Raw genomic sequence first — 15,045 nt, forward strand, 5'->3', positions numbered from 1 at the left:
CTGCGTTCAAGATTGGACCGCCATTGCGGTCAGGTTATTCAATTCGTTCGTCAGGCGTTCGAAGGTTGCGAGGAAGCCTTCGACGTCTGTCAGGGTCGTGTCGCGGCCGAGGCTGACGCGCACCGCACCCCGCGCGGCGTCGCGTTCGACGCCCATCGCGAGCAACGTATGCGACGGCTCGGGGTTGGCGCTCGAGCAGGCCGATCCGCTCGCGCACGCGAAACCCGCGCGGTCGAGCTTCGCGACAAGCGTTTCGCCATCGAAACCGTCGGCAGCGAAAAACGTCGTGTTCGGCAGGCGCGGCGCCCCGGCCGAGAAAATTCTCATGCCGTGCGCCACGAGGCCGGCTTCCAGCCGATCTCGCAATCCCGCCAGGCGCCCTGCTTCGCTTTCGAGCCGTGCCGTCGCATGTTCGCATGCGACGCCGAAACCGACGATCGCCGCCACGTTCTCGGTCCCGGAGCGCAGGCCGCGCTCCTGACCGCCTCCGGCGATCTGCGGCGCCAGCTCGAGTCGCTTGTCGATCACCAATGCACCGGCGCCGAGAGGACCCCCGATCTTGTGCGCGGAGAGCGTCATCGCGTGCACACCGAGCGCACGAAAATCGACGGGGATCTTCCCGAGCCCCTGCACCGCATCGCTATGAAACCACGTCCCGGCCGTTCTTGCATCGTGCGCCAAGGCAGCGACATCCTGCAGCACGCCGGTCTCGTTGTTCGCCAGCATCACCGAAACCAGCGACGGCTTCGCATCGAGCACCGCTTTCCAGTCGTCGCCATCGATTCGCCCCGCGGTATCGACGGCGATTTCGCGCAGCGTCCAGCCGCCGCGCCGCAGCTGCCTTGCCGGCTCCCGCACGCAGGGATGCTCGATCGCCCCGACGGCCACGAGTCCCGGCTTCATCAGTGCTGCCGCGCCCTTGATGAAGAGGTTGTTCGCTTCGGAGCCGCAACTCGTGAAAATCACTTCGGTCGGGTGCGCACCGACTGCCGCCGCGACCCGAGCGCGCGCCTCGTCGATCGCCGCCCTCGCCTGCCGCCCGTACTCGTGCCGGCTGGACGCATTGCCGAAACGGGCGTCGAGCCACGGCAGCATTGCCGCGCGCACGACAGGATCGAGCGGCGTGGTGGCGTTCCAGTCGAGGTAGACGGGGGCGAACATGGCTGATGCTTCCGCTTTCGGTTTACGCAGCCGCCACTTCGCGCACCGAGATCATCGCGCGCCGCCGCACGTCCTTCAGCACACTCGTCTCCGATTCGGCCTTGACTTCGCGCATCACCAGCGCAGCGAGCGTGACCGAATCGAGGTACTCGTACATCCGCTTGTTCAGGTTCGCCCACAGGTCGTGGGTCAGGCAACGTTGTTCGTCGTGGCAATTCTGCCTGCCGCCGCACTGGGTGGCGTCGAGCGGCTCATCGACCGCGACGATGACGTCCGCGACGGTGATCCGGCTCATGTCACGCGCAAGCCGGTAACCGCCGCCGGGGCCGCGCACGCTGGACACCAGCTTGTGGCGACGCAGTTTTCCGAACAGCTGTTCGAGGTAGGACAACGAAATCTTCTGACGCTCGGCGATGCCCGCCAGCGTCACCGGGCCTTCGGTCTGGCGCGATGCCAGATCGATCATGGCGGTTACCGCGAATCGTCCCTTGGTGGTGAGTCTCATGTTAGCTCCTCGCATGGCGGAGATTGCCGCCCGGGTAAATACCCGAACGTTTCACTCGACTATACGTAACCCGACAAAATCGGTCAACTACTCCGGGAGCGGATCGCGGCGCGTTCAATCAACCATTTTCGAGAGGCGCTGGGCATCGAATTCGTCGCTCTGCTCGATCGTCGAATCCAGCCTCACACCGGCCTTTTCGAGCTGTTCGACGAGTAGCTGAATACGACGATCGGTTTCGACCGCGTGATCCAGCAGGCCGTGCATCGCCTTCGCGATCGGGTCGTCCATCTGCTTGGTGACGCCATATGCCGAGAAGCCCATCTGCTCGGCCTTCTGCTCGCGCGCCTTGTCACGCGCATCGGTGCGTTCCGGATCGATGACGCGGGCAGGATTGCCGACCGCCGTCCTTCCGGCCGGCACCGGCTTGACGACGACGGCATTGGAGCCGATGCGTGCGCCATCACCGACGGTGAAGCCGCCGAGCACTTTCGCGCCGGCGCCGACGACGACGCCGTTGCCGAGCGTCGGGTGGCGCTTGGTGCCGCGATACAGCGAGGTCCCGCCGAGCGTGACCGCCTGATAGATCGTGCAATCGTCACCGACTTCGGCGGTCTCGCCGATAACCACGCCCATGCCGTGGTCGATGAACACGCGTCGGCCTATCGTCGCCCCGGGATGGATCTCGATGCCGGTCAGGAAGCGCGAGATGTGACTGACGAAACGGCCGATCCAGAACAGCTCGCGGGTCCACGCCGCGTGCGCGAGGCGGTGGAACATGAGCGCATGCACGCCGGGATAACAGGTCAGCACTTCCCAAGTGGAGCGGGCGGCGGGGTCGCGTTCGCGAACGCTGGCCAAGTCTTCGCGCAGGCGGCTGAACATGGGTGATTTACTCCAGGAAACTTCGTTGCAGTAGTGAATTCCCGACTAGTTTAGTCGGGTTTGCGTTCGAGTGCACCCACGATGCCGCGGAGGATATTCACTTCCTCTTTTTCGAGCCGTACGCGCCCGAACAGGCGCCTGAGGCGCTGCAGCAAGCGCTTGGGATTGGCCGGATCGTAGAAGCCGCTGGCGGTCATCGCACGCTCGAGATGACGGTGAAAGCCCTCGATTTCCTCGAAGGTCGCGAGATCGGGCAATGGCTCGGCAGGCGGGGTCGGCGACAGCGCTGCCATTCGCAGTTCGTAGCACAGCAGTTGCACCGCAGCGCCGAGATTCAGCGACGAAAACGCCGGATTCGCCGGGATCGACACCGGCATCGAGCAGCGTTCGACTTCATCATTCGTCAGGCCGCTCATCTCGGTGCCGAACACCAAGGCCACGTCGCCCTTTTCGGCAAACGCGACGAGTTCGGGCGCCGCTTCGCGCGCGCTGCGAACCGGCACCGACCGCTCGCGCCGCCGCGCGGTGATCGCCGCCGACAGGATCGTGCCGTGCAGCGCCTCGTCGAGCGAATCGACGACGCAGGCGCTCTCGAGCACGTCGGTCGCTCCGGAGGCGCGCGCATCGGCGACGGGATCCGGGAACGCAGACGGCGCGACCAGATACAGACGGGAGAGCCCCATCGTCTTCATCGCACGCGCGGCGGCGCCGATATTACCGGGATGGCTCGTGCGTGAAAGCACGATACGGATACGGTCAAGCGCGATGGCGCCGTTCATATTAAAATCTTGTGTTTTTTCGAATTTTCTTAAGCGGAGGCCCCTTCCGGGCAACCTTCGCAAGCGAGACCGACGCGCATGCATCCCACCCTGACCATTGCAGTGAAAGCCGCCCGCCGTGCGGGTACCGTCATCAACCGGGCCTCGATGCAGCTGGACATCCTGACCGTCCAGACCAAGTCGCCGAACGATTTCGTCACCGAAGTGGACCAGGCCGCCGAAGCGGCCATCATCGAAGTGCTGCGTGACGCCTACCCGGAGCACGGCATTCTAGCAGAGGAGTCCGGAGAGTCTGCCGAGTCCGCGAACAGCGAATACCAGTGGATCATCGATCCGCTCGACGGCACGACGAACTTCATCCACGGCTTTCCGCAGTACGCAATCTCGATCGCGCTGGCGAAGAACGGAGTGCTTGAGCAGGCGGTCGTCTATGACCCGACGCGCAACGAGCTTTTCACTGCGACGAAAGGTCGCGGCGCTTTCCTCAACGATCGCCGCATCCGCGTTTCCAAGCGCACGCGGCTGAACGACGCACTCATCGGCACCGGCTTCCCGTATCGCGAATTCGACAACATCGACGCGTACCTGGGAATGTTCAAGGACCTGACGCAGAAGACCGCCGGCATCCGCCGCCCCGGTGCCGCGGCGCTCGATCTCTCTTACGTCGCGTGCGGACGGCTCGACGGTTTCTGGGAAATGGGCCTGCAGCCCTGGGACATGGCGGCCGGCGTGTTGATGATCCAGGAAGCCGGCGGACTCGTCAGCGACCTCGCAGGCGAAGCGGCGTACATGGAAACCGGCAACGTCGTTGCCGGCACGCCCAAAGTGTTCGGCCAGCTGCTGCAGGTGATCCAGCCGCATCGCACGGCGTCTACCCGGGCCTGATCGTTCGCGGTGGACGACAGGCCGGACAGGATCGAACTGTTAATGGGCGCATTGACGAGATGAAGGTAATGAACCCGCTCGCCGATTCTTGAGCCGGTGTACGACGGCGACGCGCCAACCTTGATCCTGCCCCTCCGCTGTGCCAGATTGGGTTTCGGCAATCCGCGCAGCGGAAGGTGCGACATGAAACATCGGAGCAGCTCACGACAAGCCGTTCGCTGCTGGCGGGCGCATGCCAGAGTGGCTGATCGCGCTGGTTGCGGGTGACGTCGTGGTGGCCGATCCGCTTGCCCATGCGGAAGCGCGATTCCGGGCCCTCGAGAGCTACCGCGTCACGCTGTGCTCGTGGGCGGTTGACGGTCACCGCCAAGTGATTCGCTACGCGTGGCATAGACACGGGTGGGTACGGATGGATTTCCTCGAATTGCATCGCATCGCGGTGATGATCTACGACCCCCGGCACGGGCCGTGCGCGGCTGTCAGCCTGATCGAAACTGTTGACATGAACGACGCTGAGCTCGATATCCCGTTCCCCGAGCACTTTTTCACGCCATGAAGCGCAGAGCAGGCACAGCGCAGACATGGCGCCATCACCAAGAGAATGAACCATGGGTCTCGCCAGCGCACGTTTCTTCAGCCTTCTGTTCGCCGCTCTGGCACTGGCTCCGGCCCTTGCGCATTTGCTGGAACTCCCCAACAAGATCGGTCTCACCCGCGATGATTACCTGACGGTGCAGCAAATCTACAGAGGGTGGGCTTTGCTCGGATTCGTCGTCGCCGGAGCGCTGCTGTCGACGCTCATCCTCACAGTCATGGTTCGTAAACGTCGCAAGGAATTCATGCTGGCTCTCGTCGGCTTTGCCTGTATTTTGGCGACGCAAGTCGTGTTCTGGACCTTTACATTTCCGACCAACCAGGCAACAAGCAACTGGACGGTACTACCTGAAGACTGGATGGCGCTTCGAGCGCAGTGGGAATACTCCCATGCGGCAAGCGCCGCGCTCAACCTCGTCGCCCTGATCGCATTGATCGCTTCAGTCCTGGCCAGCGCCGAAGCGCACACAATCCCACCTTGTCGAGCCGGCCGGTAAAACAGCGCACCTGCGCCTCCAAGGCAGGTGCGAAGCGGGCGCAAGCCCTCAGGCTGAGTTGTGGCCCGGGCGTAGGCTTTGATGTCGAAGACGTGCAATTTCAGCAACGAGCAATCCGGCTATACAGCGAGCCATGAGCGCTCCCGTGCAGACCGAGCGTGAGTAAAGTAGAGTTTGCTGCAACAACAGAATGCAATTAACCGTCCGGCAAGACTAATTTCCTTTTGAGGAACCTCAAAGCGTTGCTGTCCTTTCTGGATGGTTAATTGCATTTTGATGATTGCATCAACATGCTTCCATTCGCATAACATCTCCCTGAGCTCCCTGCGAAGCCTTTGCACGACCTAGAATAGGACTTCGGCCCGAGTTGACCCGATTGCCCATGACTGCCCCGAGTGCCTCTCTCTTCGATTCTGACCAAGCGTGGCTGACCACCCCGCAGGAAGCGCTTGTCGCTTGGCTGATGGCCCCGGATTTCGTGATAACGAAGGCAGGGACGCAGCAGCCGCTGCGAGCGTCCTCGGTCGTCGTATATCGGGCGATGGGGAGCAAGTTCGTCCGCGAGGTCCTGCTCGGGGGAGACGGACGCCCGCTGAAAACCTGGCGGGACGTGGAGGCTGAAGACATTCACACTTTCCTCGCCAGGAACGAACTGAAGCGCGGCATCCGCAACCGGTACGTGCGTCTCCTCGAGCGCCTCTTCGACCACTTGATGGCGAAGGGCATTGTTCCCGGCAACCCGGCCAGGGGGTTGGCGATCAAGGAACCCTCGAAGTCCAACCAGTATAACGACAAGACACAATGGCTCACCGAGGCCCAGCAGGAAGCCGTGGTGGCCGCCCTGCCACAACCTGAAGGATGGAAAGGCGCGCGGAACCGGGCACTCGTCGCCACGGTTCTGGGCGGTGGCCTGAAGGTGAGCGAGGTCATCAAACTGACCAACGGCTGCGTCGGCCCCCGTCAGGAGGACGGCAGCCTCTACATTGATGTTTACCCGGCCGGGGCAGGACGCCGACACCGAACCCGGGTCGCGGTCTTTGCCGCGGCCATCCTGATGGAATGGATGACCACCAGGAAGCAGCTGACCATCCCAAGCGAACTGCTGTTCCCGGCCAAGCTGGCAGGTGGAGTACTGCACCCGGCGACAGTGTATCGGCAAGTCGCTGCAGTGCTGGCAGAGGCCAGGATCGACCCGACCCTCATCAAGCGTCGGGGAGCGAGGACCTTGCGGAACACATTCGCCATCAACGAGCTTGAGGAGGGCAAGCAGCCGGAGCTGGTGGGCGAATACCTCGGTCATCGGGCAGCTCGATCGACCAGGTACTACACGGCGCTGGTACGCAAGCCTTCTCCCTTTCGCGAAAAATAGACCTCGACCACAGAAATCGTCGGAAGTTGGACGAAAACTTAAGGGACTGGCGCAACGAACTCGCGATGCCGCAACGCAGCTTCGTCCACTGCTTGCTCGAGGGCCATCCCCTCCTCCATTCCGTCCATGATCATCCGTTGCAGGATGGCGCCGAGCATCTCAACGTTGGCAGCCATGAGCGGTTCGATCTCGCGTAGAAATTCACATGCAGGCGGGTCGTAAGCGTATGGCGCGAGAAACTCCTCAAGTATGCGACCGGTAGCGAGCGCATAGCACATATCGTAGATCAGGTTGAACGTGCGCTGAAACTGCAACCCGTCGCTGCTGCCCACGTTCATGCGGATTTCCTCGCCAAGGTCACGCCGAAAATCCGCCAGCATGTACCTCACCTTCGCCCTGACGACGTCTTCTGCGGTGAATTCCCATTCCATGACGACTCCTCCTCCGTGTCTGGGCTCAGCCAAAGATAGCGGTGAACGCGTCCTCGTCGTCGCGACAGATCGGACAGGTTTCCCGTGTGGTATGCGAAACGAAGTGCCGGTCGCAACGCGAACAGCGCTGCTTCGACCTGGCCAGCAGCACTCGGGCGGGCTGTTCCGGCCGAGCGTCGAAGTTCACATCGGCGTCGAGCACACGCGGCTGACAGACCTCCAGACAAACGGCGCACCCGACGCAGCGGTCGGTGTCGAACTTGAGTTGCCAGTCGGCAGGCGACTCCTCGATCTCGATTGCCCCCGTCGGACAAACCCGAAAACAGGCTTCGCAGGTGGTGCAACCGGGCTGCAGCGACAATGCCATCAGTGGCAGCGCTTCGTGAAGGGGGACCGAAAACGGCTGGTCATCCCGGCGCTCGCACACGATCTGCAACAGTTCGCGGCGCTCGGGCAGTGCGTACGCTCCCGGTCGTATCGCCTTGTCGGGTGTAGGCAGCGAAGATGAGGTGGGTTCAGTCGCCTGAGCCAGCTCGTCCGCCCCGCGACCGACCAGGCGGCGGAACCATTGTCGACGGCTCGCCGCGAAGCTGCTGCCTCTCTCGATGGTCGGCGGCGATGTATTTCCAGACTCCACCTCCGGGGCGACCCAGTCAGCGCGGGCATCCGCTGTTCCAGCCGCTTTTGTCAGAACCTCGCAGGCCTCCAGATTGAGCGCGAGCTGCGCAGCGCCCCGTGCACCGTGCGCGCACTCGCCGCAATGACTCGCGCCGCGCATCGTCACCGGAATTCGGCGTTTCGCCAGATACGCCAGGCTGCCCGCATCCACCGCACCAAGGCAGGGTACGACCGCGTCGGCGTCGGCGACGGCGACGGCGCCGGAAGGCGCGCAGGCGATCGTGAAACGATCCTGTCGAATCGCCTGCCGCAACATGTCCATCGGCTTGAAACCGCCACTTGCCAAAGCATCGGTGGGACAGGCCGTCACGCACAGCGCGCAGTTCTGGCAGCGAACAGAGTCGATGGTGACGCCCTCGTCGGAGAGGATAATCGCCTCGTGAGGACAGGCCGCCGTACAACGTCGGCATTCGCTGTACCGAAAGCGGTAGCGGGTGCAGCGGCTGGCGCGAAACTCAGGGTAGGCGATGCTCACTTGGGCGCCGTCCGTAGTTGCTGCAAGGCCGGCCCCTGCTCGCAGGTGTTCTTCGGTATGACGAACTGGACCGCCCTCCCCCCCGGCGGCTCTGCGCTGATGGCACTGACGACACTCTCCCAGGCATCGACACCCCCCTCGACCGCGAAAACGGTCTTGCCAGGGTGGGCAGCGGCAATTTTTTCGGCCACGCTCAGAGCCCTGGCATCATCATCGGCAACCACCACGACCGCGGCGACCGGATCGATTCGGATGCCTTCGCGATAGACCAACGCTTCCGCGATCGCGCGGGATTGTCGCTGCGCGTCACTGCGCGCATCGATCACGCAACACGGGGGACTGGCACGCAATGCCAGCTTGAGCTGGGTCTCGTTGCGCAGGCTTGCCGCCGCCTGAGCGGGCGCGGTAACGCCGATGAAAGTGGCGACGATCAGGGCATGAATGATGAATTTCGCCCGCATGGTCATGCGTCCTCGACAGCAGGTGAGACGGCGTCGGACGGCGACACGGCCGGCAGCAACTCGGCACGTCGCGCAAAGAGACTTGGCGACAGCGCAATCTGCGCCGCCTTGCCGTATGCCACCCAGTCGGCGAGCGCCGGTTCGGATTGCCGACGCGGCGCAATCCACAGACGTTCGCCCAGATCCTCTACCAGGCCTGCGCACAGGTTGAGATCGGTGTCATCGACGATGTCGACCTGCACGAGCGCGATCGAGACGCCGCGCTTCTTCATCTCGCCGAGCCACCAGTTCGCCCGGATATCCGTTGCACTGTCGTCGGCGCGCAGGATCTCCCAGCCCGCTTCGCACAGCGATGGCGTCACGACGCGAAAATCGGCATTCGATACCATGTCGAATGACCATGCGACCTCCATGCGACGCGCGGGAACGAAAACACCGATCCGCTCGGCGCCAAACCGCGCAACGAGCCTTGGAACAAGTTCCGCGTCGCGCAGCGCGGCCTCTCCGAGCAACACCCGCCGAGCGCCGGCGGCGAGCAGCTCACTTGCCCGCGCCTCGCCTTCAGCGGGCAGGATGATTGCGACGGCCGAGGCGAGCCGAGCGCCAACGGCATCTCCATCGATGACGAACACCTCTGCATCGACATCGGGCGGAGTCTCGGAGGCGCCGACAAGGCATGCGCATCGGATCATGACGGCAGCTCTCCATTGTGCTCGAACTTCGCGTAAACAAAGGGAAACATAGGGTTCTCGCCGGCCGCTGGCAGCGATGCGATCAGCGGGCGTAGTTCCTGGAGCGAGCCGATGATCGGATCGATCTGCACACCCAGAAAGTGCGGCCGGTACTTGCCGAGCACCACGAGCGCATTGTCCAGCAACAGCAGCGCGCCCTCCTGGTTGTGGTTCTGCGTGAAGAACAGCGCAAGCGTGGCAAACGCAAGCCCCTGCAGAAACTCGGCCTCGGGGTCACGCGTGCCCAGCACGCAGTTGCGGATCAATCTCGACCAGCGTTCATTGAGCAGGTCGTGCAGTGCGCAGAGTTCGTTGCCGTTCCACAGCGCAGCGACTTCCGTCCAGTCGATTTCCGACAGCACCTGGCGATCGGGCGCAAGAATGGGTCGGGTTTGAAGATCGAGCAGCATGGTCGGGTCCCTCGCCGTCAACGCAGGTCGTGAAGCGTATGCACGGGGGCCGCACGGCTCGGGCCCGTTGGTGCCCCTTCGCAACTGTTGCAGACGGGCTCGTCGGGGTTGAACTCCACCCGGATCTCGGCCTTCGGCACGACTGCCCGACCGTGGTCGAGATCGTCGATGCGCAACCCCATCGCCGCGATTTCCTCGTCCGCGAACCCACCCAGGAAACGCGCCATCTCGCGATAGAACGAGTGCTCGGCTGCCTGCTCGATCAAGCGCGCATAGCCGCGCACCCAGCGCCCCAGGTGCTGCGTCCAGAAGCGCTTCACCTCGCGTTCCAAACGCCGGTAATCGGCCTCATCGCCGCGCGCGAGGGCCAGGCTGCAGCGCTCCAGCAGCTCGGCAACGAACATGAGCTCGACTCCGAGCTGGTCCGGAAACACCTCGAAGCGGCCCTTGTGCAACGCGAAACCCCACTTCGCGTAGGTCTGCCCGACCTTGAAATGCGGGTCCTGCCTGTAGCGTCCGGTCAGCCGCACCGACTCGACCGGTGGAAAGCCACCGGTCGCCGCGAACAGCGTCGTGTATTCGCACGCCAGACGCTCGACCAGGGACTCGGTGTCCGGCAAGGTGAAATCCACATCGAATCGCACCCCCACGCCGGCAAGGCTTTGCAGCACCTCCGGCCGGCGCATCGCCTGCACGAACGACGGCCCCGGTTCCTCGACGAAAGCGCCCGCCAGCAACCGATACACATCCGCGCGGGCCGCACACTCGGCGCCCAGCTCAGCGGGCAAAAGGCGTGGTCCGGCGAAGTCGGCCGATACGCCGTCGTCTTCGATCGCAAGCAAGGTTTTCAGCATGGTGGCTCCTGTTCAGTGTCCGCCGGACGCCTTGGGCTTCACGCTTTCCGGCCCCGCCCAGGCCGCCATCTCGGGGTGCATCCTGCGATGCAGGTCCCCGGTGTACGCGTAGCGCATGGTTTCCTTGTAGGCCGCGTAATGCTTGTCCCAGTCGCCCTGGATGTCGCCGTACTTGTCGTCCGGTCCTGCCTTGCTGACCTTCACCACGGTGTCGTACCAGCCCTGTGAGCCGCCGATCGGATCCGCGACTACCGGGATGATCGCGTTCGGATGCACGCCGCGGTCGTCCCACCACACGTTGTCGAGGTCGGGATCATCGGTGCCACCGAAGGCCGGCTTGTCCTTCAGCTTCAGCGTCGCCAGCCTTCCATATTCCCAGTGGCCGAAACCGGTCGCGATCGAGATCACCTTCGGGTGGATGCCTTCAGTGACGTAGGCCTTGGTGACGAGATAGCCGACCGAGCTCTCGACCCGCACCAGGTCGCCGGTCCTCACGCCGAGCTTCTTCGCCGTCTCCGGGTTCATCCAGGCCGGGTTGCTGTGCGCGATCTCGGCCAGCCACTTCACCGCCGCCGTGCGGGATTGCTTGTGCACGTTGAGCTTGAAGGTCGACAGGATCATCTCGTCGTCCTTCATGGTTTCGTGCCACGGGATGCGCTTGAAGGTGGGCATCGGATTGAAACCGTACTCGGCCCACTCATCGACGCGCACGTTGATCAGCCGGTTGCCGGTGGGGAAGCCCACGTAGTCGCGGCCGTTCCGGCGGATGCCGATCGCCTTGCCGTTCTTCGTGATCAGTCCGTGCGCGTCCACCATCGCGCCTTCCATGTCGGTGGCCGACAGTTCCTTCTTGTACAGGCTGTACTCGGCCTGGATCTCACGCCCGGTCTTGTCGGTGACCTTGCCGGTCCTGGGGTCGAGCGTGCCGTAGATCGGCCACACGCCGTGCTTCTTCAGAAAGTCGAGCCCGCCCGCCTCCTTCAGCCCGGGCACGTTGTCGAAGTGGTGGCGCATGTAGTCTTCGCCATCCTTGAACTCCCAGAACTGTTTCATGCCGCGAGAGCCGTCCGGGTCGAGCTTCCAGATGATGTCGCGCAGCAGAACACGGTTCTCGCGCGATTCGCCGAGCGACTTGTGCACCGGCTGGCGGATGCCCAGCCACGGCCACAGCGAGTTCGGCATCGACTCGGGCTCCCAGCGCTCGAGGTAGGGGCAGTCGGGCAGGATGATGTCGGCCAGCGCCGTCTCCTCACCCATGTGCGAGCTCATCGAGATGAAGTACGGGATCAGCTTCTCGTCGCGGTACAGCTTGCCCCACACCGCCTGCGCGCCCGGGTTGGTGTAGACCGGGTTGTCCTGGTAGGTGAAGGCGACGTTGATCTTCTGCCGCCCCTCGGCAATCCAGAACGGCACCAGGTGGCTGACCTTGTGCGCGGCGAGCGGATACTCGGGAGGGTGCGCGAGCACTGAATCCTGCGTCGGTCCCGGCGGCTGCGGCATCGGCTGCGGCCAGCCCATGCCGCGCGGCAGACAGTAGCCGCCACGCTTCTCCACGTTGCCGGTGATGATCGGCAGCATCATGCAGGCCTTTTCGTTGTACGAGCCGTACAGGTGCTTGGCCGGGCCACGGTAGGTGAACAGCGTCGCCGGCTTGGTGGTGGCGAACTCGCGCGCGATGCGCTCGATCGTCTGCACCGGCACGCCGGAGATCTTCGATGCCCACTCCGGGGTGTATTGCGCGTAGTGCGCCTTCAGTTCATCGACCGTGACGTTGGTCCAGGTGTCGATGAACTCGCTGTCCTGCAGGTCCTCGCGCAGGATCACGTGGCCGATCGCCAGCGCCACCGCGCCGTCGGTGGCGGGGAACACCGGAATCCACTCGTCCGAGAAACCGGCGGTGTTCGACAGGCGCACATCGAAGGTGACGATCTTCATGTGGTTGTCCACCCGGCCTTCGGTCACGCGCTGGGACAACGGATTGTGGAAGTAGGCCGCCTCGAGGATGTTGGAGCCGAAGTTCAGCACGTACTTGGCGTTGGCGAAGTCGGGCGTTTCGATGTCCGGCCCCCAGGTCGGCTCCTGGCCAACTTTCTTTGACGATTCGCACACCGAGGTGTGATTGAGCACGGTCGCCGAGCCGAGCGTCTTCATGAAACGCTCGAGTGTGCCGCCGGTGCGGTTGCGCCCCCACTTCAGCATGATCGTGTTGGGGTCTTCCTTCAGCGCGGCATCGAGCTTCCCGGCGACCTCGGTGAGCGCTTCGTCCCAGGTGATGCGCTTCCACTTGCCCTCGCCGCGTGCCCCGATCCGCTTGAGCGGATACAGGATGCGATCGGGGTCGTAGCTGTACCACATACCGGAATTGCCCTTGGCGCACAGGCGGCCGCGCGTCGAGACGTGTTCCGGATTGCCTTCGAGTTTCACGACGCGATCGTTTTCGACGTAGGCGATGGCGCCGTCCTGGATGTTGCAGACATGGCAGTTCACCGGGATCGCCTTGCGCTCGGCGGCGTTGGCCGGGTTGAAATCCTTGCCCCCCAGTTCGTTTTCCATTGCGTGCAGCAATCGGGGTGCGGCGGCTGCCGCGGCCGTGGTGCCGGCACTGACCTGCAGGAAGGTGCGGCGGGTGATTTTCGGGAAGTCCATTTCGAGATCTCCTTGCCTGGCCGGTCAGTACAGGGTCTGCAACTGTTGGGGGCCCATCAGCAGCGCGTAACGCAGCGCCGCCCCGCCCGCGAGCACGAGCAGGCCGGCCAGCACCACACCGAACTGCTGGCGGCCGAAAGGCGCGAGCAGCAGCGCGATCGGCGCTGCGGTGCCGGCAACGATGCCGATCCCGACGAAGATCAGTCCCATCGTGCCAGTCGTGAGGATCAGGTAAGTCAGCTCCTGCGCCGAGCCGCCGTAGTGGGTCGTGCCGAGGATGGACACCAGCATCACGCCGACCGCGCCGGTCGACCACAGCAGGTACTGGCGCAGCGTGGCCTGGGTCGCAGCGTTGCTGCCAGCCAGCAGGGACGCCACTGCGGAGCCCGATGCTATTGCCATCGCAACGAACAGCACCGGCATGATCGGGGTGTTCCACACCGGCCGCGACTGATGCACCGTGAGGTCGAAGCCGGTGTAGATCGGCAGGCCGAGCGCCAGCAGCGCCGCGATTGCCGCCAGCCACCTGCCGCCCCCGCCCCGGCGCAGCACGAACAGATAGGCCACCAGCGCGATGCCGAAGGCGACGATGTTCAGCGCCCCCCAGGCCAGCGGCGAGCCGAAGTTGAGATAGAAGGGATTGAGGATGTTGAGAAAGCGCAGCGGCTGGGACAGATCCACGATCAGCAGCACGCCGCCGATCACGAGCAGGGCGAGCGCGCCCCAGGCCGCACTCGCGCGGATCGGCCTGAGCGCTTCGTCGTGCCACGACAGGAAGGACAGGAAAGCCAGGCCGGCGACGATGCCGATGACGAAGAAGTAGATCGCGTAGGTCGCGTGCCACGACACATCGTGGAACCAGACGTAGTCACCCATGGTTGTCTCCTCAGATGTCGAAGTGGCGCTTGAACGCGGTGCGCTCCTGCTCCATCACCTCGGGTTGGCGGTAGGCGTCGCGCGGGAACTCGGTCGCATTGCGATCGGCGCCGATGTAGAAGACGTGCGGCTTGGTTCCTTCCTCGGGGCGCAGCACCTGGGTGGCGTGGGTCGCCACCAGATACGAAACCTCGCTGTTGGGATCGTTGAGGTCGCCGAAGATGCGCGAGCGCCCGATGCAGGTCTGCACGCAGGCCGGCACCAGGTTCTGGGTGACGCGATGGAAGCAGAAGGTGCATTTGTCGACCACCTTGGTGATCGGCGTGTAGGTCCGGTGCGAGGGCAGCATGAAGCGCGCGTTGTAGGGGCAGGCCGCCATGCAGCTACGGCAGCCGATGCAGCGCTCGTAGCGTTGCAGCACGAAGCCGCCGTCGTCCACCTTGAAGGTGGCCTCCACCGGGCAGCTGCGGACGCAGGGCGGATCGTCGCAGTGGTTGCACAGCCGCGGCAGGAAGTGCTTCTTCACGTTGGGGTACTTGCCGACCACCTTGTACGGCACCCAGGTGCGATTGACCCCGAGCGGGGTGTCGTACTCAGCCTTGCACGCCACCTGGCAGGCCATGCAGCCGATGCAGCGACGCGTGTCGACCACCATCGCGAACCGGCGCTTGCCCGGCACCTCCCTGGTCTCGATCGGCGAGACCCTGAGTTCTTCACTCATGCTTTCACCTCCGTTGAATGCCGCCGCGTGCTCCGCGTTCGAGATGGCGATTCACGGCTCGCGATCGCTTGGCCGTGAACGCCTCCCTCC

17 protein-coding genes are annotated in these 15,045 nt (G+C 64.0%); 4 read left to right on the plus strand and 13 right to left on the minus strand.

Going from position 1 to position 15,045, the window contains the following annotated elements; translation table 11 throughout:
- Positions 1-6 precede the first annotated feature (6 nt).
- From EBN1_RS18170 to EBN1_RS18185, 4 genes are all read right to left on the minus strand, one after another.
- Positions 7-1,161 carry a cysteine desulfurase family protein gene (locus EBN1_RS18170; protein ID WP_011239441.1) on the minus strand — a complete coding sequence of 385 codons (1,155 nt, stop codon included), beginning with the start codon at positions 1,159-1,161 and terminating at the stop codon, positions 7-9.
- A gap of 22 nt (positions 1,162-1,183) precedes the next feature.
- Positions 1,184-1,666: a Fe-S cluster assembly transcriptional regulator IscR gene (iscR, locus tag EBN1_RS18175; protein ID WP_011239442.1), complete on the minus strand. Its 483-nt coding sequence runs from the start codon at positions 1,664-1,666 to the stop codon at positions 1,184-1,186.
- Positions 1,667-1,780: 114 nt separating this feature from the next.
- Complete coding sequence (gene cysE / locus EBN1_RS18180; protein ID WP_011239443.1) at positions 1,781-2,548, minus strand: serine O-acetyltransferase; 768 nt, start codon at positions 2,546-2,548, stop codon at positions 1,781-1,783.
- Between the two features lie 50 nt (positions 2,549-2,598).
- Positions 2,599-3,327, minus strand: coding sequence for an RNA methyltransferase (locus EBN1_RS18185; RefSeq protein WP_011239444.1), 729 nt, complete (start codon positions 3,325-3,327; stop codon positions 2,599-2,601).
- A gap of 78 nt (positions 3,328-3,405) precedes the next feature.
- Between EBN1_RS18185 and EBN1_RS18190 the strand changes: the two genes are divergently transcribed.
- The 4 genes from EBN1_RS18190 (at position 3,406) to EBN1_RS18205 (ending at position 6,672) form a co-directional block, all read left to right on the plus strand.
- Complete coding sequence (locus EBN1_RS18190; protein ID WP_011239445.1) at positions 3,406-4,212, plus strand: inositol monophosphatase family protein; 807 nt, start codon at positions 3,406-3,408, stop codon at positions 4,210-4,212.
- A 232-nt stretch (positions 4,213-4,444) separates the two neighbouring features.
- The gene (locus EBN1_RS18195) at positions 4,445-4,768 is read left to right on the plus strand and encodes a hypothetical protein (RefSeq protein WP_049780313.1); all 324 of its coding nucleotides are present in this window, start codon (positions 4,445-4,447) and stop codon (positions 4,766-4,768) included.
- 52 nt (positions 4,769-4,820) lie between these two features.
- The gene (locus EBN1_RS18200) at positions 4,821-5,303 is read left to right on the plus strand and encodes a membrane protein (RefSeq protein WP_041646575.1); all 483 of its coding nucleotides are present in this window, start codon (positions 4,821-4,823) and stop codon (positions 5,301-5,303) included.
- Between the two features lie 382 nt (positions 5,304-5,685).
- On the plus strand, positions 5,686-6,672 hold the full coding sequence (locus EBN1_RS18205; protein WP_041646576.1) for a tyrosine-type recombinase/integrase: 987 nt from the start codon (positions 5,686-5,688) through the stop codon (positions 6,670-6,672).
- Positions 6,673-6,710: 38 nt separating this feature from the next.
- Here the strand turns inward: EBN1_RS18205 and EBN1_RS18210 are convergent, their stop codons facing one another.
- The 9 genes from EBN1_RS18210 to EBN1_RS18250 are packed head-to-tail and all read right to left on the minus strand — an operon-like array spanning position 6,711 to position 14,955.
- Entirely contained in the window at positions 6,711-7,103 is a 393-nt protein-coding gene (locus EBN1_RS18210) for a hypothetical protein (RefSeq protein WP_011239449.1), read from the minus strand.
- 25 nt (positions 7,104-7,128) lie between these two features.
- A complete protein-coding gene (locus EBN1_RS18215; protein ID WP_011239450.1) occupies positions 7,129-8,256 on the minus strand; it encodes an NADH-quinone oxidoreductase subunit I in 1,128 nt (375 codons plus the stop codon).
- On the minus strand, positions 8,253-8,723 hold the full coding sequence (locus EBN1_RS18220; RefSeq protein ID WP_041646577.1) for a hypothetical protein: 471 nt from the start codon (positions 8,721-8,723) through the stop codon (positions 8,253-8,255). The genes EBN1_RS18215 and EBN1_RS18220 overlap by 4 nt, the downstream gene beginning before the upstream one ends.
- Positions 8,720-9,409, minus strand: coding sequence for a HisA/HisF-related TIM barrel protein (locus tag EBN1_RS18225; protein ID WP_011239452.1), 690 nt, complete (start codon positions 9,407-9,409; stop codon positions 8,720-8,722). Before EBN1_RS18225 ends, EBN1_RS18220 begins: the two co-directional genes overlap by 4 nt.
- Positions 9,406-9,858 (minus strand): DUF309 domain-containing protein, encoded by a 453-nt coding sequence (locus tag EBN1_RS18230; RefSeq protein WP_011239453.1) that lies wholly within the window; start codon positions 9,856-9,858, stop codon positions 9,406-9,408. Before EBN1_RS18230 ends, EBN1_RS18225 begins: the two co-directional genes overlap by 4 nt.
- A gap of 17 nt (positions 9,859-9,875) precedes the next feature.
- The gene (locus EBN1_RS18235; RefSeq protein ID WP_011239454.1) at positions 9,876-10,712 is read right to left on the minus strand and encodes a TorD/DmsD family molecular chaperone; all 837 of its coding nucleotides are present in this window, start codon (positions 10,710-10,712) and stop codon (positions 9,876-9,878) included.
- 12 nt (positions 10,713-10,724) lie between these two features.
- Positions 10,725-13,358 carry a molybdopterin-dependent oxidoreductase gene (locus EBN1_RS18240; protein WP_011239455.1) on the minus strand — a complete coding sequence of 878 codons (2,634 nt, stop codon included), beginning with the start codon at positions 13,356-13,358 and terminating at the stop codon, positions 10,725-10,727.
- A 24-nt stretch (positions 13,359-13,382) separates the two neighbouring features.
- Positions 13,383-14,234: an NrfD/PsrC family molybdoenzyme membrane anchor subunit gene (gene nrfD, locus EBN1_RS18245; protein WP_011239456.1), complete on the minus strand. Its 852-nt coding sequence runs from the start codon at positions 14,232-14,234 to the stop codon at positions 13,383-13,385.
- Between the two features lie 10 nt (positions 14,235-14,244).
- Positions 14,245-14,955, minus strand: coding sequence for a 4Fe-4S dicluster domain-containing protein (locus EBN1_RS18250; protein ID WP_011239457.1), 711 nt, complete (start codon positions 14,953-14,955; stop codon positions 14,245-14,247).
- Positions 14,956-15,045 lie beyond the last annotated feature (90 nt).

Origin of the sequence: Aromatoleum aromaticum EbN1 (assembly GCF_000025965.1) — a bacterium.
Classification (GTDB): domain Bacteria; phylum Pseudomonadota; class Gammaproteobacteria; order Burkholderiales; family Rhodocyclaceae; genus Aromatoleum; species Aromatoleum aromaticum.